The organism is Citrobacter sp. Cpo061, from assembly GCF_030332845.1.
GTDB classification, from domain to species: domain Bacteria; phylum Pseudomonadota; class Gammaproteobacteria; order Enterobacterales; family Enterobacteriaceae; genus Citrobacter; species Citrobacter portucalensis.
Window position 1 is genome coordinate 126,016 of record NZ_JAOWHB010000043.1, and the last position, 22,871, is coordinate 148,886.

Annotated in this window: 24 protein-coding genes and 1 pseudogene; 11 read left to right on the forward strand and 14 right to left on the reverse strand. The window is 53.0% G+C overall.

All coding sequences use genetic code 11. The features are described from left to right. Nucleotides 1-96: 96 nt before the first annotated feature. The 6 genes from OGX97_RS13240 to livK all read right to left on the reverse strand — a co-directional run bounded on the left by OGX97_RS13240 (nt 97) and on the right by livK (nt 5,346). Complete coding sequence (locus OGX97_RS13240) at nt 97-378, reverse strand: hypothetical protein (RefSeq protein WP_048215382.1); 282 nt, start codon at nt 376-378, stop codon at nt 97-99. 101 nt (nt 379-479) lie between these two features. Next, nucleotides 480-1,193: a high-affinity branched-chain amino acid ABC transporter ATP-binding protein LivF gene (livF, locus tag OGX97_RS13245; RefSeq protein ID WP_003827581.1), complete on the reverse strand. Its 714-nt coding sequence runs from the start codon at nt 1,191-1,193 to the stop codon at nt 480-482. Nucleotides 1,194-1,210: 17 nt separating this feature from the next. After that, on the reverse strand, nt 1,211-1,978 hold the full coding sequence (gene livG, locus OGX97_RS13250) for a high-affinity branched-chain amino acid ABC transporter ATP-binding protein LivG (protein ID WP_235126294.1): 768 nt from the start codon (nt 1,976-1,978) through the stop codon (nt 1,211-1,213). After that, nucleotides 1,975-3,252, reverse strand: coding sequence for a branched chain amino acid ABC transporter permease LivM (livM, locus tag OGX97_RS13255; RefSeq protein ID WP_048215381.1), 1,278 nt, complete (start codon nt 3,250-3,252; stop codon nt 1,975-1,977). Before livM ends, livG begins: the two co-directional genes overlap by 4 nt. Continuing rightward, on the reverse strand, nt 3,249-4,175 hold the full coding sequence (gene livH, locus OGX97_RS13260) for a high-affinity branched-chain amino acid ABC transporter permease LivH (protein ID WP_003827575.1): 927 nt from the start codon (nt 4,173-4,175) through the stop codon (nt 3,249-3,251). Before livH ends, livM begins: the two co-directional genes overlap by 4 nt. A gap of 61 nt (nt 4,176-4,236) precedes the next feature. Next, on the reverse strand, nt 4,237-5,346 hold the full coding sequence (livK, locus tag OGX97_RS13265; RefSeq protein WP_003023433.1) for a high-affinity branched-chain amino acid ABC transporter substrate-binding protein LivK: 1,110 nt from the start codon (nt 5,344-5,346) through the stop codon (nt 4,237-4,239). A gap of 423 nt (nt 5,347-5,769) precedes the next feature. On the opposite strand from livK, the gene panM reads away from it, so the two are divergent. After that, nucleotides 5,770-6,153 (forward strand): aspartate 1-decarboxylase autocleavage activator PanM, encoded by a 384-nt coding sequence (gene panM, locus OGX97_RS13270; protein WP_003827573.1) that lies wholly within the window; start codon nt 5,770-5,772, stop codon nt 6,151-6,153. Next, nucleotides 6,138-6,265: pseudogene (locus OGX97_RS23295) on the forward strand (hypothetical protein). The gene panM and the pseudogene OGX97_RS23295 overlap by 16 nt, the downstream one beginning before the upstream one ends. 83 nt (nt 6,266-6,348) lie before the next feature. Here the strand turns inward: OGX97_RS23295 and livJ are convergent. The 5 genes from livJ to ftsY all read right to left on the reverse strand — a co-directional run bounded on the left by livJ (nt 6,349) and on the right by ftsY (nt 12,146). Next, complete coding sequence (gene livJ, locus OGX97_RS13275; protein WP_139153507.1) at nt 6,349-7,452, reverse strand: branched chain amino acid ABC transporter substrate-binding protein LivJ; 1,104 nt, start codon at nt 7,450-7,452, stop codon at nt 6,349-6,351. Between the two features lie 320 nt (nt 7,453-7,772). Further along, nucleotides 7,773-8,627 (reverse strand): RNA polymerase sigma factor RpoH, encoded by an 855-nt coding sequence (gene rpoH, locus OGX97_RS13280; protein ID WP_003023425.1) that lies wholly within the window; start codon nt 8,625-8,627, stop codon nt 7,773-7,775. Between the two features lie 270 nt (nt 8,628-8,897). Beyond that, the gene (ftsX, locus tag OGX97_RS13285; protein WP_003837835.1) at nt 8,898-9,956 is read right to left on the reverse strand and encodes a permease-like cell division protein FtsX; all 1,059 of its coding nucleotides are present in this window, start codon (nt 9,954-9,956) and stop codon (nt 8,898-8,900) included. Then, complete coding sequence (gene ftsE / locus OGX97_RS13290; RefSeq protein ID WP_003023420.1) at nt 9,949-10,617, reverse strand: cell division ATP-binding protein FtsE; 669 nt, start codon at nt 10,615-10,617, stop codon at nt 9,949-9,951. The genes ftsX and ftsE overlap by 8 nt, the downstream gene beginning before the upstream one ends. A gap of 2 nt (nt 10,618-10,619) precedes the next feature. After that, the gene (gene ftsY, locus OGX97_RS13295) at nt 10,620-12,146 is read right to left on the reverse strand and encodes a signal recognition particle-docking protein FtsY (protein WP_008786366.1); all 1,527 of its coding nucleotides are present in this window, start codon (nt 12,144-12,146) and stop codon (nt 10,620-10,622) included. Between the two features lie 151 nt (nt 12,147-12,297). On the opposite strand from ftsY, the gene rsmD reads away from it, so the two are divergent. Next, nucleotides 12,298-12,894: a 16S rRNA (guanine(966)-N(2))-methyltransferase gene (gene rsmD / locus OGX97_RS13300; RefSeq protein WP_003827565.1), complete on the forward strand. Its 597-nt coding sequence runs from the start codon at nt 12,298-12,300 to the stop codon at nt 12,892-12,894. Further along, nucleotides 12,884-13,159 (forward strand): DUF1145 family protein, encoded by a 276-nt coding sequence (locus OGX97_RS13305; protein WP_003023415.1) that lies wholly within the window; start codon nt 12,884-12,886, stop codon nt 13,157-13,159. The genes rsmD and OGX97_RS13305 overlap by 11 nt, the downstream gene beginning before the upstream one ends. 99 nt (nt 13,160-13,258) lie before the next feature. Here the strand turns inward: OGX97_RS13305 and OGX97_RS13310 are convergent, their stop codons facing one another. Continuing rightward, complete coding sequence (locus OGX97_RS13310) at nt 13,259-13,618, reverse strand: DUF2500 domain-containing protein (protein WP_048236961.1); 360 nt, start codon at nt 13,616-13,618, stop codon at nt 13,259-13,261. Between the two features lie 141 nt (nt 13,619-13,759). On the opposite strand from OGX97_RS13310, the gene OGX97_RS13315 reads away from it, so the two are divergent. After that, on the forward strand, nt 13,760-14,386 hold the full coding sequence (locus OGX97_RS13315; RefSeq protein ID WP_003827558.1) for a lysoplasmalogenase: 627 nt from the start codon (nt 13,760-13,762) through the stop codon (nt 14,384-14,386). A gap of 74 nt (nt 14,387-14,460) precedes the next feature. Then, on the forward strand, nt 14,461-16,659 hold the full coding sequence (gene zntA, locus OGX97_RS13320; protein WP_235126275.1) for a Zn(II)/Cd(II)/Pb(II) translocating P-type ATPase ZntA: 2,199 nt from the start codon (nt 14,461-14,463) through the stop codon (nt 16,657-16,659). A 98-nt stretch (nt 16,660-16,757) separates the two neighbouring features. Here the strand turns inward: zntA and tusA are convergent, their stop codons facing one another. Then, nucleotides 16,758-17,003, reverse strand: a complete 246-nt coding sequence (gene tusA / locus OGX97_RS13325) for a sulfurtransferase TusA (RefSeq protein ID WP_003827551.1) — start codon at nt 17,001-17,003, stop codon at nt 16,758-16,760. Between the two features lie 168 nt (nt 17,004-17,171). Between tusA and OGX97_RS13330 the strand changes: the two genes are divergently transcribed. Both OGX97_RS13330 and OGX97_RS13335 read left to right on the forward strand, forming a co-directional pair. Beyond that, nucleotides 17,172-17,837 carry a 7-cyano-7-deazaguanine/7-aminomethyl-7-deazaguanine transporter gene (locus tag OGX97_RS13330; RefSeq protein ID WP_003827549.1) on the forward strand — a complete coding sequence of 222 codons (666 nt, stop codon included), beginning with the start codon at nt 17,172-17,174 and terminating at the stop codon, nt 17,835-17,837. Between the two features lie 72 nt (nt 17,838-17,909). Beyond that, nucleotides 17,910-18,467 carry a DcrB family lipoprotein gene (locus tag OGX97_RS13335; protein ID WP_003827547.1) on the forward strand — a complete coding sequence of 186 codons (558 nt, stop codon included), beginning with the start codon at nt 17,910-17,912 and terminating at the stop codon, nt 18,465-18,467. A gap of 3 nt (nt 18,468-18,470) precedes the next feature. Here OGX97_RS13335 and OGX97_RS13340 read toward each other — a convergent pair whose 3' ends face one another. After that, complete coding sequence (locus tag OGX97_RS13340) at nt 18,471-19,688, reverse strand: MFS transporter (protein ID WP_057067177.1); 1,218 nt, start codon at nt 19,686-19,688, stop codon at nt 18,471-18,473. A 133-nt stretch (nt 19,689-19,821) separates the two neighbouring features. Here OGX97_RS13340 and OGX97_RS13345 point away from each other — a divergent pair, with 133 nt between their 5' ends. From OGX97_RS13345 to OGX97_RS13355, 3 genes are all read left to right on the forward strand, one after another. After that, the gene (locus OGX97_RS13345) at nt 19,822-20,868 is read left to right on the forward strand and encodes an AI-2E family transporter (RefSeq protein ID WP_128316716.1); all 1,047 of its coding nucleotides are present in this window, start codon (nt 19,822-19,824) and stop codon (nt 20,866-20,868) included. Nucleotides 20,869-21,339: 471 nt separating this feature from the next. Then, nucleotides 21,340-21,717 carry a hypothetical protein gene (locus OGX97_RS13350; protein WP_122973818.1) on the forward strand — a complete coding sequence of 126 codons (378 nt, stop codon included), beginning with the start codon at nt 21,340-21,342 and terminating at the stop codon, nt 21,715-21,717. Nucleotides 21,718-21,785: 68 nt separating this feature from the next. Beyond that, nucleotides 21,786-22,847, forward strand: a complete 1,062-nt coding sequence (locus OGX97_RS13355; RefSeq protein ID WP_003827540.1) for a class I SAM-dependent methyltransferase — start codon at nt 21,786-21,788, stop codon at nt 22,845-22,847. The last annotated feature ends 24 nt before the right edge of the window (nt 22,848-22,871 follow it).

A 22,871-nucleotide genomic window follows, 5' to 3' on the forward strand; every position in this document is an offset into this window, starting at 1 on the left:
AGTGACAGGAAAATGCGGGGTGGTGCACAACAAAGCCGGATATCGCTATACCTTCTCCGGCCTGGATGGCGTTATCTGCTGCTCCAGCAAGGAAGATTAATCCCGACGCCAGCGTCGCTCATATTCATTCTGTAAACGCTGCTGCTCTCGCCGCTCACGTTCACGTTGGATATCCGATTTATCATCATCCCAGCCAGGGCATACCGAGCTGGTAAATACTTCGCAGGGCGAGTCGGATTGCGCTAACGGGTTGTCCGGTTTCTCTTCCCAGATAGCGGGATCGCGCGGGTCAAACGCTGGCGGTGTTGAGGCCAGGGTAGTTAATGAAAGCGTCAAAAACAAACTGCCAATCATCATGCAGGTACCTGAACGAATCATCCTTTCTCCATGTTCATTTTTATTATTGATAACTATTCTCAATAATAACATAGAGCAATAAAAAGGGGCCACAGCGGGCCCCTTGTCTATTCAGAGAATGATTAACCGCCCAGATACGCGCTACGCACCGCTTCGTTAGCCAGTAACGCATCACCGGTGTCTTCCAGCACCACATGACCGTTTTCCAGCACGTAGCCGCGATCGGCGAGCTTCAGCGCCTGGTTGGCGTTCTGTTCGACGAGGAAGATGGTCATCCCCTGCTCGCGCAGTTGTTCGATAGTATTAAAAATCTGCTGGATGATAATCGGCGCCAGACCCAGCGACGGTTCATCAAGCAGCAGCAGCCTCGGCTGGCTCATCAGCGCGCGGCCTATCGCCAGCATCTGCTGTTCACCGCCGGACATCGTTCCCGCACGCTGAATACGACGCTCATGCAGACGGGGAAACAGGTCATACACCCATTTGATGCGTTCCTGAAACTGGTCCTTTTCGGCAAAGAAGCCGCCCATCGCCAGGTTCTCTTCCACCGTCATGCGGGAAAACACGCGACGCCCTTCCGGCACAATCGCTACCGCTTCGCGCATGATTTTCGCCGTCTGCCAGTCGGTAATGTCTTTACCATCAAAGACGATTCGCCCACTGGTCGCTCGCGGGTCGCCACACAATGTGCCGAGCAGCGTGGTTTTTCCCGCGCCGTTAGCACCAATCAGAGTAACGATTTCACCCTGGTTGATATACAAGCTGACGTCGTGCAGGGCCTGTATCTTGCCGTAGTGGGCGTTGACTTTGTCGAACGATAACATCGCCTTATCCATATTAATCCTCGCCCCCATTATGCTTCACCTAAATAGGCGCGGATAACATCCGGGTTATTACGAATCTGTTCCGGCGTCCCATTCGCCAGCGGCGTGCCCTGGTTCACCACGTAAATACGGTCAGAAATCCCCATCACCAGCTTCATGTCGTGCTCAATCAACAAAATGGTGGTGTTGTGATGGTTACGCAGTTCAGCAATCAGCTCGTCCAGCTCCTTGGTCTCTTTCGGGTTGAGTCCAGCAGCGGGTTCGTCGAGCATCAGGATTTCCGGCTGGGTCACCATGCAGCGGGCTATTTCCAGACGGCGCTGGTCGCCGTAGGCCAGGTTACTGGCCTGACGGTTGGCATGCTCCAGCAAGCCAATACGCGCAAGCCAGGTGGCAGCGCGATCCAACGCTTCACTCTGCGCGCGACGGAACGACGGGGTTTTCAACAGGCCGGAGAAGACGCCGGTTTTCAGTTGCTGATGTTGCGCCACCAGCAGGTTTTCAATCACCGTCATTTCGCGAAACAGACGCACGTGCTGGAAAGTACGTACCACGCCCATACGCGCGATTTGCTGACCCGGCAACCCTTCCAGGTGCTGGTCGCGCAGCATAATCGTCCCGCCGGTCGGCTTATAAAAACCGGTCAGACAGTTAAAGACCGTGGTTTTCCCCGCACCGTTCGGGCCGATTAACGAGACAATCTCCTGCGGTCGCAGTTCCAGTTCAACGTTGTTTACCGCCAGCAGACCGCCGAAGCGCATCATCAGGCCGTTAACGGATAATAATGGCTGACTCATGCCTGCTCTCCTTTTGCTTCCCCGTTTTTCAGCTTCAACTGTGGACGGGTCATCGGCAACAAGCCCTGCGGACGCCAGATCATCATCAGTACCATTAAACCACCCAGCATTAACATGCTGTATTCGTTGAAATCACGCATCAGCTCGCGTGACACCACCAGCAGGATAGCTGCGAGGATGACCGCAAACTGCGAGCCCATTCCGCCCAGTACCACAATCGCCAGCACAAAGGCCGACTCGGCAAAGGTGAAGGATTCCGGGCTGACGAAGCCCTGGCGCGCGGCAAACAGCGTACCGGCAAAACCGGCAAACGCGGCGCTGATGGTAAAGGCTGTCAGCTTAATGCGCGTAGGGTTTAAGCCCAGCGAGCGACAGGCAATTTCATCTTCACGCAGCGCTTCCCACGCACGACCCAGCGGCATACGCAGCAAACGGTTAATAACAAACAGCGAGAAGACCACCAGCAGCAGCGCCACCAGATAGAGGAAAATGACGCGGTCAGACGGATCGTACTTGACGTTAAAGAAGTTGCTGAAGGTATCCCAGCCGCCTTCACGGGCGGTACGGCTGAACTCCAGACCGAAAAAGGTCGGTTTCGGGATCTGGCTAATACCGTTTGGACCGCCGGTTACTTCGGTGTTGTTGAGCAGCAGGATGCGGACGATTTCGCCGAAGCCTAAGGTCACAATCGCCAGATAATCACCGCGCAGGCGCAGTACCGGGAAGCCGAGCAGGAAGCCCGCAGCAGCGGAAACCAGTCCCGCCAGCGGCAGACAGGTCCAGAAGCCGAGTCCGTAATAGTGGTTCAGCAGCGCGAAGGTGTAAGCGCCGATGGCATAGAAGCCGCCGTAGCCCAGCACCAGCAGGCCGGAAAGCCCCACCACCACGTTTAAGCCGAGGCCGAGGATGATATAAATCATCGTCAGCGTGGCGATATCCACCGTACCGCGCGAGACCATAAACGGCCACGCCACGGCAATCACCAGCAGCGCCACCAGGAACAGTTTCTGTTTAACGGTGGAGCCGTCAATCGCCGGCAGAATAAATTTCGGTCCGGAGACGCTCTTCAGGCCTTTCTGGAAGGCTGGACGCAGCAGTTGGAAGAGAAAGACCACGCCAGTGCCGATAAACACCCACTGCCAGCGGATATCCGCAGCGGTATCGACCACCAGCTTGGTACCGTCCAGCTCTAACTGAACGCCCATAAAAACGCCCGCCAGGACGAAGAACATAGCGGCAGAGAGCAGCGCCATTGCAAAATGCATCGGTTTCATACTTTCTCTACCTCCGGGCGACCCAGAATACCGGTCGGCATCACCAGCAGCACCAGAATCAGCAGCGCGAATGAAACAACGTCTTTGTATTCAGTACTCAGATAAGCAGAGGAGAGCGCTTCCGCAACGCCCAGAATCAGGCCGCCGATCATCGCGCCAGGAATACTGCCAATACCGCCCAGTACCGCCGCGGTAAAGGCTTTCATCCCGGCCATAAAGCCGATGTAAGGGTTAATTACGCCATAGAACTGACCGAGCAGCACGCCCGCAACCGCCGCCATTGCCGCGCCAATCACAAAGGTCAGCGCAATCACGCGATCGGTGTTAATGCCGAGCAGGCTGGCCATCTTCAGGTCTTCTGCACAGGCACGGCAGGCGCGGCCCATACGGGAGTAACGGATAAACAGCGTCAGCGCCAGCATCGCCAGGAAGGTTACGATCCAGATAACCAACTGCATGGTGGTGATGGAAGCAGAGAAGTTATCGCTACTGCCGACAGTCCACTGGCCATTAAACAGGCTGGGCAGCGCCACGTCGCGCGAACCTTCCGTCAGGCTGACGTAGTTTTGCAGGAAGATGGACATCCCGATAGCGGAAATCAGCGCGATCAGGCGCTTGGAGCTGCGCACGGGCCGATACGCCACGCGTTCAATGCTCCAGCCATAGGCGCTGGCAATCACAATCGCGCCGACGAAGCCCGCCGCGACCAGTAGCCAGCTGGAATCGATGCCCATCATCATTAGCGCTGCGATGATCATAAAGGAGACATAGCTGCCGATCATATATACCTCGCCGTGGGCGAAGTTGATCATGCCGATAATGCCGTACACCATCGTGTAACCGATGGCGATCAGCGCGTAGGTGCTTCCCAGCGTGACGCCGTTAAACATCTGCTGCAAGAAATAGAGGAACTGCTCGGACATAAGGTAACCTTTTTAAACCCGCCTGTTTTGCACGGGCGGTGGGATAACTCGTCTTCAGGTATTACTTCGCGACGGTCGAAGAACCGTCTGCATGCCACTGGAAGACACCAAACTCAAATCCCTTCAAATCGCCTTTTTCGTCCCATTTCAGCGGCCCAATCACGGTATCAGCCCCGTGTGCTTTCAGATCTTTCACCAGGTCCAGCGGCTCTTTACTACCGCTGCGATCCATTGCTGTCGCCAATGACTGGACGGCTGCATAAGTGATCCACACGTATGGTCCGGTTGGATCTTTCTTGTCAGCTTTGAGCGCATCGACGATAGCCTTATTCGCCGGATCCTGGTCATAGCGTTTTGGCATGGTTACCAGCATGCCTTCAGCAGCATCACCGGCGATGTTAGACAGCGACGCATTGCCGACGCCCTCAGGTCCCATAAACTGGGTTTTCAGCCCGACGGAACGCGCCTGGCGCAGCATTTGCCCCATTTCCGGGTAGTAGCCGCCGTAATAAACAAAGTCGATATTTTCTTTTTTCAGGCGAGCGATCAGCGCAGAAAAATCTTTTTCCCCGGCGGTGATACCGTCAAAGAAAACGATATTGGCTTTGCCCGCTTTCAGGCTGTCCTGCACCGAACGCGCTAGGCCTTCACCGTATTGCTGTTTATCGTGAATGATGGCGATACGCTGTGGCTTCACCTTCTCCAGAATGTATTTCGCGGCGGTCGGCCCCTGAGAGGAGTCCAGGCCCGCTGTACGCATAATGTGAGCGTAACCGCGCTGGGTCAGTTCCGGGTTTGTGGCACCCGGAGAAATCATCAGAATGCCTTCATCTTCATAGATATCTGATGCGGGTTGCGTGGAGGATGAGCACAGATGTCCAATAACGTACTGAATGCCGTCATTGACGATTTTGTTCGCTACCGCAACGGCCTGTTTCGGATCGCAGGCGTCGTCATATTCCACAGCAACCAGTTTGTCGCCTTTGACCCCGCCTTTGGCATTGATATCTTTAATGGCTTGACGTGCGCCATTAAATTCCATATCGCCCCACTGCGCGACCGGACCTGACATCGCGCCGACAACAGCGACCTTGATATCTTCCGCCATGACCGCGTGTGACATTGCCAGTGCTATCACCCCTGCGATGATTGTTTTCGCATTCCGTTTCATTACCTGAATCCCCATTCGTGACGTAATTAATATTTTGTATTTATGTGGTTAAAAAGCAGTCTGTGCTTTTATTGAACTGCACTATTTTTACCAGTCTCATTAATGGTTTAGCGCAGTTTTTTAAGCAAAATCAGGCTAAAATCTCTATTTTTCAGTCGATTAAGAAAAGATAATATTCTGCTTTTCACTATAGATAAACAAAAAAAAGCACGTTTGTCAGCATAAAATAACGGCACAAAGAGCCGAATAAAATGCTGCATTCCAGGGTATTATTCTGCCTGTTTTTCAATCTCTACGGTTTCAAACTGTCATTACCGTTGTTACAAAATTATTAATCTGGTTATTCACATAAAAAAGAGAAAGCATCCGGGCGAATTATTTCGGTACACTCATTCCATCTTTTGTGATTTGGACATGCTGTTAATGAAGCTGACCATCGTTCGTTTAGATAACTTTAGCGACCAGGACCAGATTGATCTGGGCAAAATCTGGCCGGAATATTCCGCCTCATCGTTAAGCGTAGATGAAACGCACCGGATCTACGCCGCACGCTTTAACGAGCGTCTGTTAGGCGCAGTTCGCGTAACCCTGAGCGGCACGCAAGGTGCATTAGATTCATTGCGCGTACGCGATATCACCCGCCGTCGCGGCGTCGGGCAGTATTTGATCGAAGAAGTCATCCGGGAAAACCCTGACGTGAGTTCATGGTGGATGGCCGACGTCGGCGTTGAAGACCGCAGCGTGATGGCCGCGTTTATGCAGGCGTTAGGATTTACAGCCCAGGAGAATGGCTGGGAAAAAAGATAAAAAAGCCGGATGGCGCTAACGCTTATCCGGCCTACATGCTGGGAGCAAAAAATAAAAAACCATCTCGCAATTTTCCAAGAATTTCACGTTGCAGGAAGGCGGCAAGTTATGAAGTCCCCGGGAGCTTACATAAGTAAGTGACCGGGGTTGAATAACGTAGCCAACGCATCTGCAGCGCGAAAGGCGCCAGGAAAATTATTTGGCGTCGGTCGCCGTCCCGTTTGCATGCCAGTCAAACACGCCGAATTCGAAGCCTTTCAGATCGCCCTTCGCATCCCATGACAGCGGCCCCATTACGGTTTCCACTGAGTTTGCTTTCAGGTATTTGGCAATTTCAGCCGGGTCGTCAGACTGGTTCAGACCTGCCTGCAAGGATTGCAGCGCGGCGTAGGTGGTCCATACGAATGCGCCGCTCGGATCCTGTTTCTTGGCTTTGATCGCGTCCACGATCGGTTTGTTCGCCGGAACCTGATCGTAGTTCTTCGGTTTCGTTACCAGTAAGCCTTCTGCAGACTCACCCGCGATGTTAGACAACGACACGTTCGCTACCCCTTCTGGTCCCATAAACTGGGTTTTCAGACCCGCAGCGCGTGCCTGGCGCAGAATCTGTCCCATTTCCGGGTGGTAACCACCGTAGTAAACGAAATCGATATTCTCTTTCTTCAGACGCGCCACCAGCGTAGAGAAATCTTTCTCGCCAGCGGTGATCCCGTCGAAGAACACCACGTCAGCGTTGGCTTTCTTGAGGTTGTCCTGCACGGAACGCGCCAGGCCTTCGCCGTACTGTTGTTTGTCGTGAACGATCGCAATGCGCTTCGGCTTCACTTTTTCAACGATATATTTGGCAGCGGTTGGTCCCTGATCGGAATCCAGACCGGTGGTACGCATCACCAGGTTATAACCGCGCGCGGTCAGCTCAGGCGCCGTTGCCGCTGGGGTGATCATCAGAATGCCTTCGTCTTCATAGATATCTGACGCAGGCTGAGTGGAAGACGAGCACAGGTGGCCGATAACATATTTAATCCCGTCGTTGACCACTTTGTTAGCTACCGCTACCGCTTGTTTCGGGTCACAGGCATCGTCATATTTCACCATGACCAGTTTGTCGCCTTTCACGCCGCCTTTGGCGTTGATATCTGCAATCGCCTGCTCTGCGCCAGTAAATTCCTGATCGCCATACTGCGCTACCGGACCGGACATCGCGCCGACGACGGCAACTTTAATATCCTTAGCAAACGCCATATTGCTCAAAGACAGGGCGATACATCCTGCCAATAACGCTTTACCCTTCATATTCATCCTGACAATCCCCATTATTGTGGTTATTACGTGTGTTGTGATGTTGTTGTTCAGCACTTTATTTCGATTATTGGATAGCCACCCGTGCTTTAGCAGCATACTCTGCTAAAACATACCCGATTTTTATTATTTTGGAATAGCTAAATTTACATCCAGATAACAAATTCGTATCTGGGGAGGGGAGGAAAGGTCGTAGGCCCGATAAGCAAAGCGCCATCGGGCAAAGGTGTTGCCGGATGGCAGCGTAAACGCCTTATCCGGCCTACAAAAAACAAAACCCCCGAATTCACATTCGAGGGTTCATTGGCAATGCGCGAAGATTACGCTTCGATCGCCGCGCGCAGTTTTTTCATGGCGTTCTTTTCAAGCTGACGAACACGTTCAGCGGAAACGCCGTAGCGATCGGCCAGTTCCTGCAACGTCGACTTGTTGTCTTCGTCCAGCCAACGGGCACGAATGATGTCCTGGCTACGCTCGTCCAGACCTTCCATTGCGTGAGTCAGTTTGTTCGCGGCCTGATCTTCCCAGTTATCTTCTTCAATGCCGTCGGCAAAGTTAGAAGATTTATCCTGCAGATACAGCACCGGGGCCATCGGCTGGCTGTCAGACTCGTCGTCTGAAGACATGTCAAACGTCATGTCCTGCGCCGCCATACGGGATTCCATTTCGCGCACGTCTTTGCTGGAAACACCCAGCTCGCGAGCAACCATTTCAACTTCGTCCTGGTTAAACCAGCCCAGACGCTGTTTGGTTTTACGCAGGTTAAAGAACAGCTTACGCTGTGCTTTGGTGGTCGCGACTTTAACGATACGCCAGTTACGCAGAACGTATTCGTGGATCTCAGCTTTGATCCAATGCACGGCGAAGGAAACCAGGCGCACACCCACTTCCGGGTTGAAACGGCGCACAGCTTTCATCAGGCCGATATTACCTTCCTGAATCAGATCCGCCTGCGGCAGGCCATAGCCCGCATAATTACGAGCAACATGAACAACAAAGCGCAGGTGAGACAGGATCAGCGTTTTAGCTGCTTCCAGATCGCCCTGGTAATGCAGCTTTTCAGCCAGTGCCCGCTCCTCGTCAGCCGACAACATCGGCCACGCGTTCGCAGCCCGGATGTAAGATTCCAGGTTACCAACAGGGGCTAAAGCTAAATTTTGCATTTCTTTGGTCATTCAAATCCTCTCAATCTTTTCATCTGGCGCATTGGCTAAAAACTAATTAACAAAAACCAGTAGCAACAACCATGCCAGAGCTTATGAGCAACGAGAATATCATTCAATCTTTTATCAGACAGTGATTTTATCCACAAGTTCCATGTCGTAATGTGTATAGATTACGCACAAAATGTGACATCACAATGAATACGCCGGGAAGAGATCACAGGGACTCTTTCCCTGCAGAGCGAACTACTCAGTGCAGGGAAAGATTATACCAGAGATTTTTTAATCGGGGGTAAAGTGGCGTAAATGTTGAACCGTGGCAAGCCAGGCTGCCACCCAGCCAATCATTGAGCACACCAGCAGCAATAACAGGCACTCATCGAATGATAAGCCATTGATATCAAACTTGGTTCCAAATACCTGTGCCACCTCAGTCACCGCTGACGACAAACGCATCACCAAAATTTCTGACAAAATCAGTGAAAGAAATGCACCGGAAAAACCGAGCAGTGCACCGCCGTAGAGGAACGGACGCAGGATAAATCCATCCGTCGCGCCAATCAGTTTTTGCACGTTAATGGTATCGCGACGCGCAAAAATACTCAGCCGCACGCTGTTACCGATGACGAGGAAGACCGCCGCCACCATCAGCACGCCGATCATCGCGGAAACGCGCCCGACAAGGCCCGTCAGCGCCGCCAGGCGAGCGAACCAGCTGTCATCCATTCGCACTTCATCAATACCGTTGATTTGTGCGATGCGGTCACGCAGCGTGTTCAGCGACTCCGTCCCCTGGAAGTCCAGTTTCGGGATAACAACTGCCACGGCCGGAAGCGGGTTCTCTTCCAGCATATCCAGCGCGCCGCCAAAGCCAGACCAGTTGCGGAATTCACCCAGCGCGTCGTCACGGGAAAGATAATTCACTTTCTCCACGCCCTGCTCGGCCTGCAACTGACCAACCACCCGCGCCGCCGCATCATCATCCAGCGTTTTTTGCAGGTAAACGGTGATCTGCGGAGACGGATAATACTGGCTTGCCGCATGGTTTACGTTCTTATAAACCATGTAGCACACGCTTGGCAGCGTCAGGGAGATGGCAATGACCATCACCGTCAGAAACGTCGCCAGCGGCTTGCTTTTCAGGTCCTGTAACGCGCCCTGAAACGCATAACGTACCTGCTCGTTAAAGACATTAGTTTTACGCGAGTTCGGCTTTGGCGCGGCTTTCGCACGCTTTGGCGCGTTGCGACCGCCGTCACCCGGCGCACCGCCCGATTTACGAAAGCGATCCAGTCGGCCACCGAACTGTTTGATTTGGTTAATAGCGTCACGTCTATTCATGCGCCAGGCCTCCATGCAGATGTCCATCGCTCAGAACCATTTGGCGATAGGAGCGACGGGAGATCAGGCCAATATCGTGCGTGGCCATTAATACCGTGACCCCGACGCGGTTAAACTCTTCGAACAGGCGAAGGATCCCTTCTGACAGCGCGTCATCCAGGTTCCCCGTTGGTTCATCCGCCAGCAGCACCGCAGGTTTGTTCACCACCGCGCGGGCGATGCCGACGCGTTGTTGTTCACCGCCGGAGAGCTGAATCGGGAAGTTTTTCGCTTTGTCCAACAGCCCGACCTTATCCAGCGCCGCTGACACGCGACGACGAATATCGTCCCCGCTGGCGCCCGCGATGATCAGCGGGATTGCCACATTGTCAAACACGGTTCTGTCCATCAACAGGTGGTGATCCTGAAAAATCATGCCAATCTGGCGACGCAGAAACGGCACTTCACGGTTTTTCAAACGGCTGATGTCATGCCCGCTAAAGTAGATTTTCCCGGCGCTGGGCCGTTCAATTCCACAAATCAGCTTCAGCAGGGTACTTTTCCCCGCGCCGGAGTGGCCGGTCAGAAACGCCATCTCGCCAGGCTGCATATGGAAAGTCACTCCCTGCAGCGCTTGCCTCCCACCGAGATAGGCCTTGCTGACATGTTCAAAGCGAATCATTGTTAATCCTCTCGGGCAAAAAGTGCCTCTATAAAATCGTCCGCTTTAAACGGACGTAAATCCTCGATACGTTCGCCCACACCGATATAGCGGATAGGGATGCCAAACTGATCGGCTACCGAGAAGATAACCCCGCCCTTCGCCGTACCGTCCAGCTTGGTCAGGGTGATACCGGTTAAGCCCACCGCTTCATGGAACAGTTTGGCCTGGCTTATCGCATTCTGCCCGGTGCTGGCGTCGATAGTCAGCATAACTTCATGCGGCGCATCTTCGTCCAGCTTCTTCATGACGCGAACGATTTTTTTCAATTCTTCCATCAGGTGCGATTTATTCTGCAAACGCCCTGCGGTATCAGCGATCAGCACGTCTACGTTACGCGCCTTCGCCGCCTGGATGGCATCAAAGATAACGGACGCGGAATCCGCGCCAGTATGCTGAGCAATCACCGGGATGTTGTTACGCTGACCCCAAACCTGCAGCTGTTCTACCGCCGCCGCACGGAAAGTATCACCTGCCGCCAGCATTACCGATTTACCCTGCTGCTCAAACTGACGCGCCAGCTTACCAATAGTGGTGGTTTTGCCCACGCCGTTGACGCCAACCATTAAGATAACAAATGGTGTTTTGCCATCAACGTTCAGCGGTTCGTCAACCTTCGCCAGAATCTCGCCCATCTCTTCTTTCAACAGACCGTACAGCGCTTCCGCATCTTTAAGCTGCTTACGGCTGGCGCCTTCCGTCAGATTCGCAATGATCTTGCGGGTCGTTTCTACACCCACATCAGCGATCAGCAGCTGCTCTTCCAGCTCTTCAAACAGATCATCGTCGATTTTTTTACCACGGAACAGACTGATAAATCCGGAACCGAGGTTTTCTTTTGTTTTCAGCAGGCTGCGTTTCAGACGCGCAAAGAAACCTTCTTTGGTTGGTTTTTCCTGCTCCTGGACCACCTCTTCTTCTACCGGTTCTTCTACAGCAGGTTCTTCTACCGGCACCACCATAACCGCTTCTTCAGCAGCCTCAGCGGCCAGCGCCTGTGCTTCCAGCTCTTCGTCGGTCAGTTGCGGTTCGTTTTCAGCTTCTTCTTCAGCCGCCTCAACGATTTCCACGGTTTCCGCTTCGGCCTGCCATTCTTCGGCAGAAACTTCTTCAGTTTTCACCTCTTCCGGCAGCGGCAATTCTTCGCGTTCGATAACCACCGCTGCTGGCGTTTCCACTACAGTTTCAGCAACGGGTTCAGCAACCGGCTCAATCTCCGGCTGCGCTTGTTCGGCGACAGGTTCTTCTTCCGGCTGCAGTTTTTCGATTTCCGCAACCTGTTCAGTTACTTCAACGACTTCAGCTGCAAAGGCTTGCGTTTCAGCCTCGCTACGGGTTTCCTCGACGTGCGGCTGTTCGTCAACGACGGTAGTTTCTTCAGCAACCGGTTGTTGTTCTTCATTTTTTACTTCTGTCTCGTTTTCCGGTGCCTGCTCTTTTTGACCAAAGCCCAGCCAGGAAAAAAAGCCACGTTTTTTCTCTTTCGCCATTTGCGACTACACTCCCCCGCTGTTGCTTCATGGCACAGCGTCAACGCTATGTACATAGCAGCTAAAAAAATGATGAAATAGTCTATCACTTAACTTAACTCACATCACCGCCTGGAATGACATGCTATAGGCGGATTGAGCAATAATAGAAATGAAAAAACCGAATCACTCTGGTAGCGGCCAGATCCGCATTATTGGCGGGCAATGGCGTGGCCGTAAACTCCCGGTTCCGGACAGCCCCGGCTTACGTCCGACCACCGACCGTGTGCGCGAAACGTTGTTTAACTGGCTGGCCCCGGTAATGGTCGATGCTCACTGTCTGGACTGCTTCGCCGGCAGCGGCGCGCTGGGGCTGGAAGCCCTCTCTCGCTATGCGGCAAATGCGACGCTTCTGGAGATGGATCGCGCGGTATCTCAGCAGCTACAAAAGAATCTCGCCACGCTAAAAGCCTCCCATGCCCGCGTCGTCAATACCAATACGCTGACATTTTTGGCTCAGGCAGGTACGCCGCATAACGTGGTATTTGTTGACCCGCCGTTTCGCAAAGGATTACTGGAAGAAACATTAACTCTTCTGGAAACTCATGGCTGGCTGGCAAATGAAGCGTATATTTACGTTGAAAGCGAAGTAGAAAACGGCTTACCGCCGGTTCCGGTGAACTGGTCGCTATACCGTGAGAAAGTCGCCGGACAGGTCGCCTATCGCCTGTACCAACGTGAAGCACGAGGAGAACACGATGCTGATTAACCTGGGACGCCTGCTGATGCTGTGCGTCTGGGCATTTTTACTACTGAATATTTTCCAACCCTTTCCACGCCCGCTTAACATCTTCGTTAACGTCGCACTGATATTTATGGTGCTGATGCATGGCATGCAGCTGGCGCTGCTAAAAAGCACCATGCCTAAAGATGGCCCGCAGATGACCAACGGAGAGAAAATCCGTATTTTTCTGTTCGGCGTCTTTGAGCTACTGGTGTGGCAGAAGAAGATTAAAGATCAGTTGAAGAAGTAGCTGTGATCTTTTCGCCCGGCGGCACGTTGCGGGCCGGGGCGAAAAATCTGTAGGCCGGATAAGGCGTAAGCCGCCATCCGGCATCAGTCAGATGACACCTTAGCGTTCAAGCGTAAAATCAACAAATCGCGAACCTTTGTAACTCAGCGTGCCTTTATCCCCGACCGTTAATGCGTGGTACTGCTGCGCATCCAGACGAAACGTCTGCTCCATCCCCCCGTTTTGTGGCTTAAAGCTGGCTTCATAGCGCATGCTGGTTCCTGCCGGGCTCACTTCCTGCTGACGGGATCGCCGATCGTTTAGCGGTTTTTCCCGTTTGTTACTTACCACCACCTGCTTTTGCACCAGCGGCGCCGCATCATTATCGGCTTTTTCTCGCCGCTGCTGAACAAAGCGAAACGACGCAGCGACAACGATTAAGACAATGATAACAATGAAAAAAAGTGGTGGTTTGCTCATATTATTAACCCATCAGAAAATGCGGAAATAAGCATACATCGCCTGTTATGGTGTTGTCATCTGGCTGTGTCGACCTCTACACTGGACAGTAGAGCCGTGAGCACCCCGCTTACGAAAAAATAACGAATTCAAGGAACTAAGATGCTTTGGTCGTTTATCGCTGTCTGTCTTTCCGCATGGTTGTTCGTGGATGCTTCCTATCGTGGACCTGCCTGGCAACGCTGGGTCTTTAAGCCCCTGACGTTACTCCTGCTGGCACTGCTGGCCTGGCAGGCGCCAATGTTTAACGCTATCAGCTATCTGGTGCTGGCTGGCCTGCTTGCCTCGCTGCTGGGCGATGCGCTGACGCTGTTACCGCGCCAACGCCTGCTGTACGCCGTGGGGGCATTCTTCCTGTCGCATCTGCTGTATACCATTTACTTCGCCAGCCAAATGACGCTGTCGTTCTTCTGGCCTTTGCCGTTGGTGCTGGTAGTGCTGGGGGCGTTGCTGATCGCCGTGATCTGGACGCGTCTGGAAGAGCTGCGTGTCGCTATCTGCACCTTTATCGGCATCACGCTGATGATGGTCTGGATGGCCGGTGAACTGTGGTTCTTTCGACCGACCGCCCCGGCGCTGTCGGCATTTATGGGCGCATCCCTCCTGTTCATCGGCAACATTGTCTGGCTGGGTAGCCATTACCGTCGCCGCTTCCGCGCTGATAACGCCATTGCCGCCGCCTGCTACTTCGCCGGACATTTCCTGATTGTTCGTTCGTTGTATCTTTAAAACGCTTGACTCTGGAGTCGACTCCAGAGTGTATCCTCCGGTTAATACGAAATGATTATCAACCGGAGGATGCCATGTCGACACCCGATACCCGTGGCAAAAAAGTCCCACAATTCTCTTCTTTCAAGCCAGCGCCTGCACCACAAAAGGCGGATGACTGCTGCTGCGAAGGAAGCTGCTCCACTACACCAACCGTATCCGATACCGTAATAGGTACCCGCTATTCCTGGAAAGTGGCAGGCATGGACTGCGCAGCTTGCGCCCGCAAAGTAGAGAATGCGGTCCGCCAGGTCAGCGGCGTCAACCAGGTCCAGGTTCTGTTCGCCACTGAAAAACTGGTGGTCGATGCCGGTTCCGATATCCGCCAGCAAGTTGAAAACGCGGTGCAAAAAGCAGGCTATACCCTGCGCGATGAGCACGCGACGGACGCCGCCCCCGAGTCACGTTTTAAAGAAAACCTGCCGCTGATTTCGCTGATTATTATGATGGCGATTAGCTGGGGGCTGGAGCAGTTCAATCATCCTTTCGGTCAGATAGCGTTTATCGCCACCACGCTGGTCGGACTGTATCCCATTGCCCGTCAGGCCCTGCGTCTGATGAAAACCGGCAGCTACTTTGCCATTGAAACGTTGATGAGCGTCGCCGCTATTGGCGCACTGTTTATCGGCGCGACGGCGGAAGCCGCCATGGTGCTGCTGCTGTTTTTAATTGGCGAACGCCTGGAAGGATGGGCCGCCAGCCGCGCCCGTAAAGGGGTCAGCGCTCTGATGGCGCTCAAACCGGAAACCGCCACACGCCTGCGTAACGGCGAGCGCGAAGAGGTGGCTATCAATACCCTCCGGCCTGGCGATGTTATTGAGGTTGCCGCGGGTGGGCGTTTAGCTGCCGACGGCAAACTGGTCTCCGGCTTTGCCAGCTTTGATGAGAGCGCCCTGACCGGCGAATCGATCCCGGTTGAACGCGCCACCGGCGAGAAAGTCCCGGCGGGTGCCACCAGCGTGGATCGTCTGGTTACGCTGGAAGTGCTCTCAGAACCGGGTGCCAGCGCGATTGACCGTATTCTGAAGCTGATTGAAGAAGCGGAAGAACGCCGCGCTCCCATTGAGCGCTTTATTGACCGTTTCAGCCGAATTTATACCCCAGCTATTATGGCGGTTGCGCTGCTGGTCACCCTCGTACCACCACTGCTGTTTGCCGCATCCTGGCAGGAGTGGATTTATAAAGGGCTGACGCTGCTGCTGATTGGCTGCCCTTGTGCATTGGTGATTTCAACGCCCGCAGCCATTACCTCTGGTCTGGCCGCCGCGGCACGTCGTGGCGCGTTAATCAAAGGCGGGGCCGCGCTGGAACAGTTGGGTAGAGTCACGCAGGTGGCGTTTGATAAAACCGGCACCCTGACCGTCGGTAAACCACGCGTCACGGCGATTCATCCGGCAAGCGGTATTGGTGAGGCTGAACTGCTGGCACTGGCGGCAGCGGTAGAGCAAGGCGCGACACACCCGCTGGCACAAGCAATTGTTCGGGAAGCACAAACGCGCGAGCTGACTATTCCTGTCGCAAAAGAGCAACGGGCGCTGGTTGGCTCTGGAATTGAAGCGCTGGTCAACGGCGAACGCGTACTGATTTGCGCCGCTGGTAAGCAGCCTGCCGACGCCTTTGCCGGGCAGATTAGCGAGCTGGAAAGCGCGGGCCAAACGGTGGTGTTGGTGCTGCGTAACGATACCGTTCTCGGCGTACTGGCCCTACAGGACACGCTGCGCGATGACGCTCGCAGCGCCATCAGCGAGCTTAATCAGATAGGTGTGAAAGGCGTGATCCTGACCGGTGATAACCCGCGAGCGGCCGCCGCCATTGCCGGTGAACTGGGTCTCGAATTCAAAGCGGGACTCTTGCCGGAAGATAAGGTGCAGGCCGTTACCCATCTTAACCAACAGTCGCCGCTGGCGATGGTCGGCGACGGCATCAACGACGCTCCGGCAATGAAAGCGGCCACAATTGGTATTGCGATGGGAAGCGGGACCGACGTCGCGCTGGAGACCGCCGATGCCGCTCTGACCCACAACCGTCTGCGTGGTCTGGTGCAAATGATTCAGCTGGCGCGGGCCACCCACGCCAATATTCGCCAGAACATTGCGATTGCGCTGGGCCTGAAGGGGATTTTCCTCGTCACCACGCTGCTCGGGATAACCGGATTGTGGCTGGCAGTGCTGGCGGATACGGGGGCAACGGTACTGGTGACCGCGAACGCGCTGCGGTTGTTGCGTAAAGGGTAATGCCTGTTTCTCGCCTGATGGCGCTTCGCTTATCAGGCCTACAGGTTACTCAGTCTTTATAGGCCGGATAAGCGTTAGCGCCATCCGGCATAACAAGATTACTGGCCTTTGCGCACCAGATAGCGGTACGGCAGCGAGTCGGTCTCTTTGGCCACCAGCTCATGTTCCATAAAGGTACAGAAGCCAGGAATATCGCGGGTTGTTGCCGGATCGTCGGCGACAATCAGCAGCGTTTCACCGGCCTGCATGCCGCGTACGGTTTTACGCACCATCATTACCGGTTCCGGGCAGCGCAGCCCCTGGGCATCAAGAGTATGGTCGGGGGAAGTAAACAGGTCGCTCATCGTCGTCTCATTCATACAAAAACGGCGTTATTTTACGCTCTGTTGTGGCGTAAGCCAATCAGGTTAACGATTGCGTGAAAAACAACCATTGCAATGTGCTCTTAAAGCAGTATCATGCGACGGTTTTTTATTGGGTTCCCTCACCCCATCCAACAAAAAGGTCACAATATGACTCCGTTTACACAAACTCAGCGCGTAAAAGCGTTGTTCTGGCTATCGCTATTTCATCTGCTGGTGATCACCTCCAGCAACTATCTGGTGCAGCTTCCAATCTCCATTTTTGGTTTCCATACCACATGGGGCGCGTTTAGCTTTCCGTTTATTTTCCTCGCGACCGACCTGACCGTGCGTATTTTTGGCGCGCCGCTGGCTCGACGTATCATCTTTGCGGTTATGATCCCCGCGCTGCTGATCTCCTACGTCGTTTCATCACTGTTCTATATGGGATCGTGGCAAGGATTCGGCGCGCTGCTGCACTTTAATCTGTTTGTCGCCCGTATCGCCGCCGCCAGCTTTATGGCCTACGCGCTGGGACAAATTCTGGATGTGCATGTCTTTAACCGCCTGCGTCAGAATCGTCGCTGGTGGCTGGCACCGACGGCGTCCACGCTGTTTGGCAATATCAGCGATACGTTGGCCTTCTTCTTTATCGCTTTCTGGCGTAGCCCGGATGCCTTTATGGCCGAGCACTGGATGGAAATCGCATTGGTCGATTACTGCTTCAAAGTGCTGATCAGCATTATTTTCTTCCTGCCAATGTATGGCGTGTTGCTGAATATGTTACTGAAAAGGCTGGCAGATAAATCTGAAATCTCTGCATTGCAGACGAGTTAAAGGTTCATTTTCCGAGTTGTGATAAGATGGACGAATGAGCCGTTATGGCCGTTTATCGAAAGGAAGAAGTCAATGCGCAATCTGGTTAAATATGTCGGTATTGGCCTGCTGGTTATGGGGCTTGCGGCCTGTGATAATAGCGATACAAAAGCGCCAGCCGAGGGTGCTGCCGCAGAAAGTAACGCCACCGGACAACCGGTCAGCCTGCTGGACGGCAAACTCAGTTTTTCCCTGCCAGCGGATATGACCGATCAGAGCGGCAAGCTGGGCACCCAGGCGAACAATATGCACGTATATTCTGACGCAACCGGCCAGAAAGCGGTGATTGTGATTGTTGGCGACAACACCAACGAAGATCTGGCCGTGCTGGCAAAACGTCTGGAAGATCAGCAGCGTAGCCGTGACCCGCAGCTGCAGGTCGTCACCAATAAATCTATTGAGCTGAAAGGCCACACGCTGCAGCAGTTAGACAGCATCATCTCGGCCAAAGGCCAGACCGCATACTCTTCCGTGGTGTTGGGTAAAGTGGACAACCAACTGCTGACGCTGCAAATCACGCTGCCTGCTGACGATCAGCAAAAAGCGCAGACTACCGCAGAAAACATCATTAACACGCTGGTTATCCAGTAACGGTTAAGACGATGACGCGGCCTCCGGTGACACCACCTGAGGCCGTTTTTTTAACCGCCAGGTCAGCAATAACGCCACCGCTACCAGCCCTGACGCTGCCAGATAGATAACCGGCACACCCGCCCACGTCATGACCAGCCCGGCCAGCGGCCCGGTAACCCCCAGCGATAAATCCATAAACACCGTGTAGGTCGCCAGCGCAGCACCCTGATTTTGCTGAGGAACGGCTTTTACCGCCACCACGCCCAGCGCCGGGAAAACCAGTGAGAACCCAGCCCCGGCCAGCAGAACGCCGATTTTCGCCATCCACGGCATCGAAGCCATCCCGACCAGTAACAGCCCGACAATCTCGACGCTAAAGCAGATCATCGCCACATTCAGCCCGCCTAAACGGTTGATACCATTTGGGAACAACAAACGAGTACCGACAAACGTGCAGCTAAAAAGCGTCAGCGCGAATGCGGCGCCATCCCAGCCTTTGGCATCATAGAACAAGGTAATGAAGGTAGCGATTACCCCAAATCCAGCGGAGGCCAGGGCCAGCGCCATGCCATACAACCAGACGCGCCCAAGCACCGCGCGAAATGGCAACGGTTTGCCTTTGCTGGCCTTCACCGCCGGACGAGGGAGCGCCAGCAGGATTGCCAACAGTGCCACGCCCATCACGGTCAGCGCCAGCCCCTGTAAGCCACCCCAGGCATAAAACAGAACACCCAGCGGCGCGCCTATCGCCATCGCGCCATAGGTCACGATACCATTCCAGGAAATCACCCGTCCGATGTGCATTGAGCCAACCACCCCCACGCCCCACAGCGTAGAGCCGGTCCCGGCAAAGCTTTGCCCGATCCCTAGAATCACGCGCCCCAGACAAAGCAGCAGCAGACTGGCCAACGGCCAGCCGTTCGTTGATCCCGCCAGTAAATAGCCCAGGCCACTTAAAAAGCAGCCGCACAGCCCAAATACCACAATCTTCTTTGGCCCCAGCAGATCGGCATAACGACCGGCATGCGGACGGCTCAGCAGCGTAGCGAAATATTGCAGGCTGATGACCAGCCCAGCCCAGAAAGCGCTAAATCCCATTACATCATGGACGTAGCCAGGCAACACCGCGAGCGGCAGGCCGATGGTCAGGTAGCTGGCGAAGTTAAACATCACCACAGAAACAATACGCAGGTTCAGGCGTAAACCGCTAAGCGTCGGTTCAGCGACGGGTTCGGGCATGGAGGGTCACCACGTTTTCACAACAGTGTTTCATTTCTACCATGTTGCAGAGCAGAAATCAGTAGCCAGTTTAGGAATATCAGTCGCAAGCCAGCCGCTACACTTAATGCAAAAACGCAAACAGGAAGAAGACATGATAACCACCCAGCCCGATAAAACGGGTTTGCACATTTTGCTCAAACTGGCCGCTCTGGTGGTGATCCTCGCAGGTATCCATGCTGCGGCGGATATCATTGTGCAGCTGCTGCTGGCCCTCTTTTTTGCCATTGTATTGAATCCACTTGTCACCTGGTTTATCCGCCGGGGAGTCGGTCGCCCAATCGCTATTACCTTAGTCGTGGTGGTGATGCTGATCGTTCTTACGGCGTTGGTTGGCGTGCTGGCGTCGTCAATCACTGAATTCATGGACCTGCTGCCAAAATACAATAAGGAGCTAACGCGCAAGGTTCTGTATTTGCAAGAGATGGTGCCTTTTCTGAATCTGCATATGTCCCCGGAGCGCATGCTGCAACGCATGGACTCTGACAAGCTGATGACCTTCACAACCACGTTGATGACGAGTCTTTCTGGTGCCATGGCCAGCGTCTTTCTGCTGGTGATGACGGTAGTTTTTATGCTGTTTGAGGTGCGTCATGTCCCCTATAAGATGCGTTTTGCGTTGAATAATCCGCAAATCCACATTGCGGGGCTACATCGAGCGCTGAAGGGTGTGTCACATTATCTGGCGCTGAAAACGCTGCTCAGCTTATGGACCGGTGCCATAATCTGGCTGGGACTGGCGCTGATGGGGATTCAGTTTGCTCTGATGTGGGGCGTACTGGCATTCCTGTTAAACTACGTGCCCAACATTGGCTCGGTCATTTCCGCCGTCCCGCCAATGATCCAGGCACTGCTATTTAATGGCATTTACGAATGTCTGTTGGTTGGCGCACTGTTTCTGGTGGTGCATATGGTGATTGGCAATATTCTCGAACCCCGAATGATGGGGCATCGGCTGGGATTATCGACGCTAATCGTCTTCCTCTCTCTGTTGGTATGGGGATGGCTGCTCGGTCCGGTCGGCATGTTGCTCTCCGTGCCGTTAACCAGCGTATGTAAAATCTGGATGGAAACCACCACAGGCGGCAGCAAACTGGCGATTTTGCTGGGGCCCGGCAGGCCCAAAAGCCGGCTTCCCTGAAAAACTACCAACCGAGGTAGTTTTTATATTTTTATATGACCGTTAAAATGACGCTAACGCAGTTATATATAGAAGCTTATCTTAAATAAAGAGTGAAAGGGATTTCATTTTTTATAAAGAAAATACATAAGTCAAGATGATGGTTTCTTTACCAAAACGCATAAAAATAATGAATACCCCCCAAAGCATTTAACTTAAGCTATCTACTTAGCTTTAAAGGTTATTTTATTTGATACATTTTCTCTAAAAATCTATACTTCTCGCCAATGATGATGCTGAAAAATTTCCGTTGAAGAAAGTCTTGGGATATTACTATCCGGTCATCTCATTACCTTGCTACCAACTATATGAAATAAAATGCTAATTTAGCTTAAATATAATCATAGGCAATACAAGGTGCCCATGATTTCGGAGTTTATTATTTAACACGTATAAACGGTACTTTGATAGGGAGCTTTAATGAAACAGTATATTAAGTGGTTTGCGGCCATTGCCGTTGTCGGTGCTCTGGCGGGTTGTGCACGTACTGCGCCGATTGATCAAGTTCACACCAGTGTGAGCGCGGGGCATACTCAGGACCAGGTTAAAACCGCAATCCTGAAAGCCGGTATTCAACGCCAATGGGTCATGTCTGAAGTCGGACCAGGTGTTATTAAAGCTCGCCAACAAACCCGCGATCATGTAGCTGAAGTCCGTATCACTTATACCGCCACCAGCTATGACATCAAATACGACAGCAGCCTTAACCTGCAGGCATCTGGTGGAAAAATTCACAAAAACTATAACCGCTGGGTACGCAATCTGGATAAAGACATCCAGCTTAATCTGTCAGCCGGCGCCAATCTGTAATTATGCCTAAAGTCGGGCCAAAAAGGCCCGATACTCTTATTATCTGCCATTTAACAGGTTGTCCCCACATGTACGAACAGGATTCGCTTAGCGCACTGGATGCCATTACTGAAGCACAACGTATCGCCTTTGCCCCTATGCTTTTTCAAACCGCGTTGTGTCTGCGAAATGCGGGAGTACTCACCTGGCTAGACAAGCAAGGTAAACGCGGCGCCACGCTCGACGAAATTACCGAAAACAGCACCATCAACGAATATGCCGCCAGCATCCTGTTGGATATGGGGTTAAGTGGGCGAATCATTACCCACAAAGAAGGATATTATTACCTCGCTAAAGTCGGTCATTTTCTTTTACATGACACCATGACGCGCGTGAATATGGACTTCACTCAGGATGTTTGCTACCAAGGATTGTTCTATCTTGAAAATGCGTTGAAAGATGGAAAACCCGCGGGACTAAAAATTTTTGGCGACTGGCCAACAATCTATCCTGCGCTATCACAATTACCGCTGGCTGCGCGTGAAAGTTGGTTTGCTTTTGATCATTACTATTCAGATGGCGCATTTGATGCCGCATTGCCATATGTATTCGCCAGCGCCCCTGCAACCCTGTACGATGTCGGTGGAAATACCGGAAAATGGGCATTACGTTGTTGTCAGCATGATGACAATATTACAGTCACCCTCTTAGATTTGCCGCAACAAATTGCACTTGCCCGCGAAAATATAGAAAATGCAGGATTATCTCATCGCATAAATTTCCATGCTGTGGATATGCTTAGCGACTCGCCTTTACCTGACGGCGCTGATATCTGGTGGATGAGCCAATTCCTGGACTGTTTTTCCCCGGAACAAATTATCGCTATGCTAAGCAACGTTGCTCGGGTGATGAAACCGGGCGCGAAGCTGTGCATTATGGAGCTGTTTTGGGATGCCCAAAAATTTGAGGCGGCCTCATTTAGCCTGAATGCGTCTTCGCTTTATTTTACCTGTATGGCGAATGGCAACAGCCGTTTCTACAGCGTAGAGAAGTTTTATCACTATCTGAATCAGGCAGGTTTTCAGGTAGATGAACGCCACGACAACTTAGGTGTTGGGCATACTTTATTGATATGTCAGAAGAAAAAATAAGAAACAATCGGAACAACCGATTTA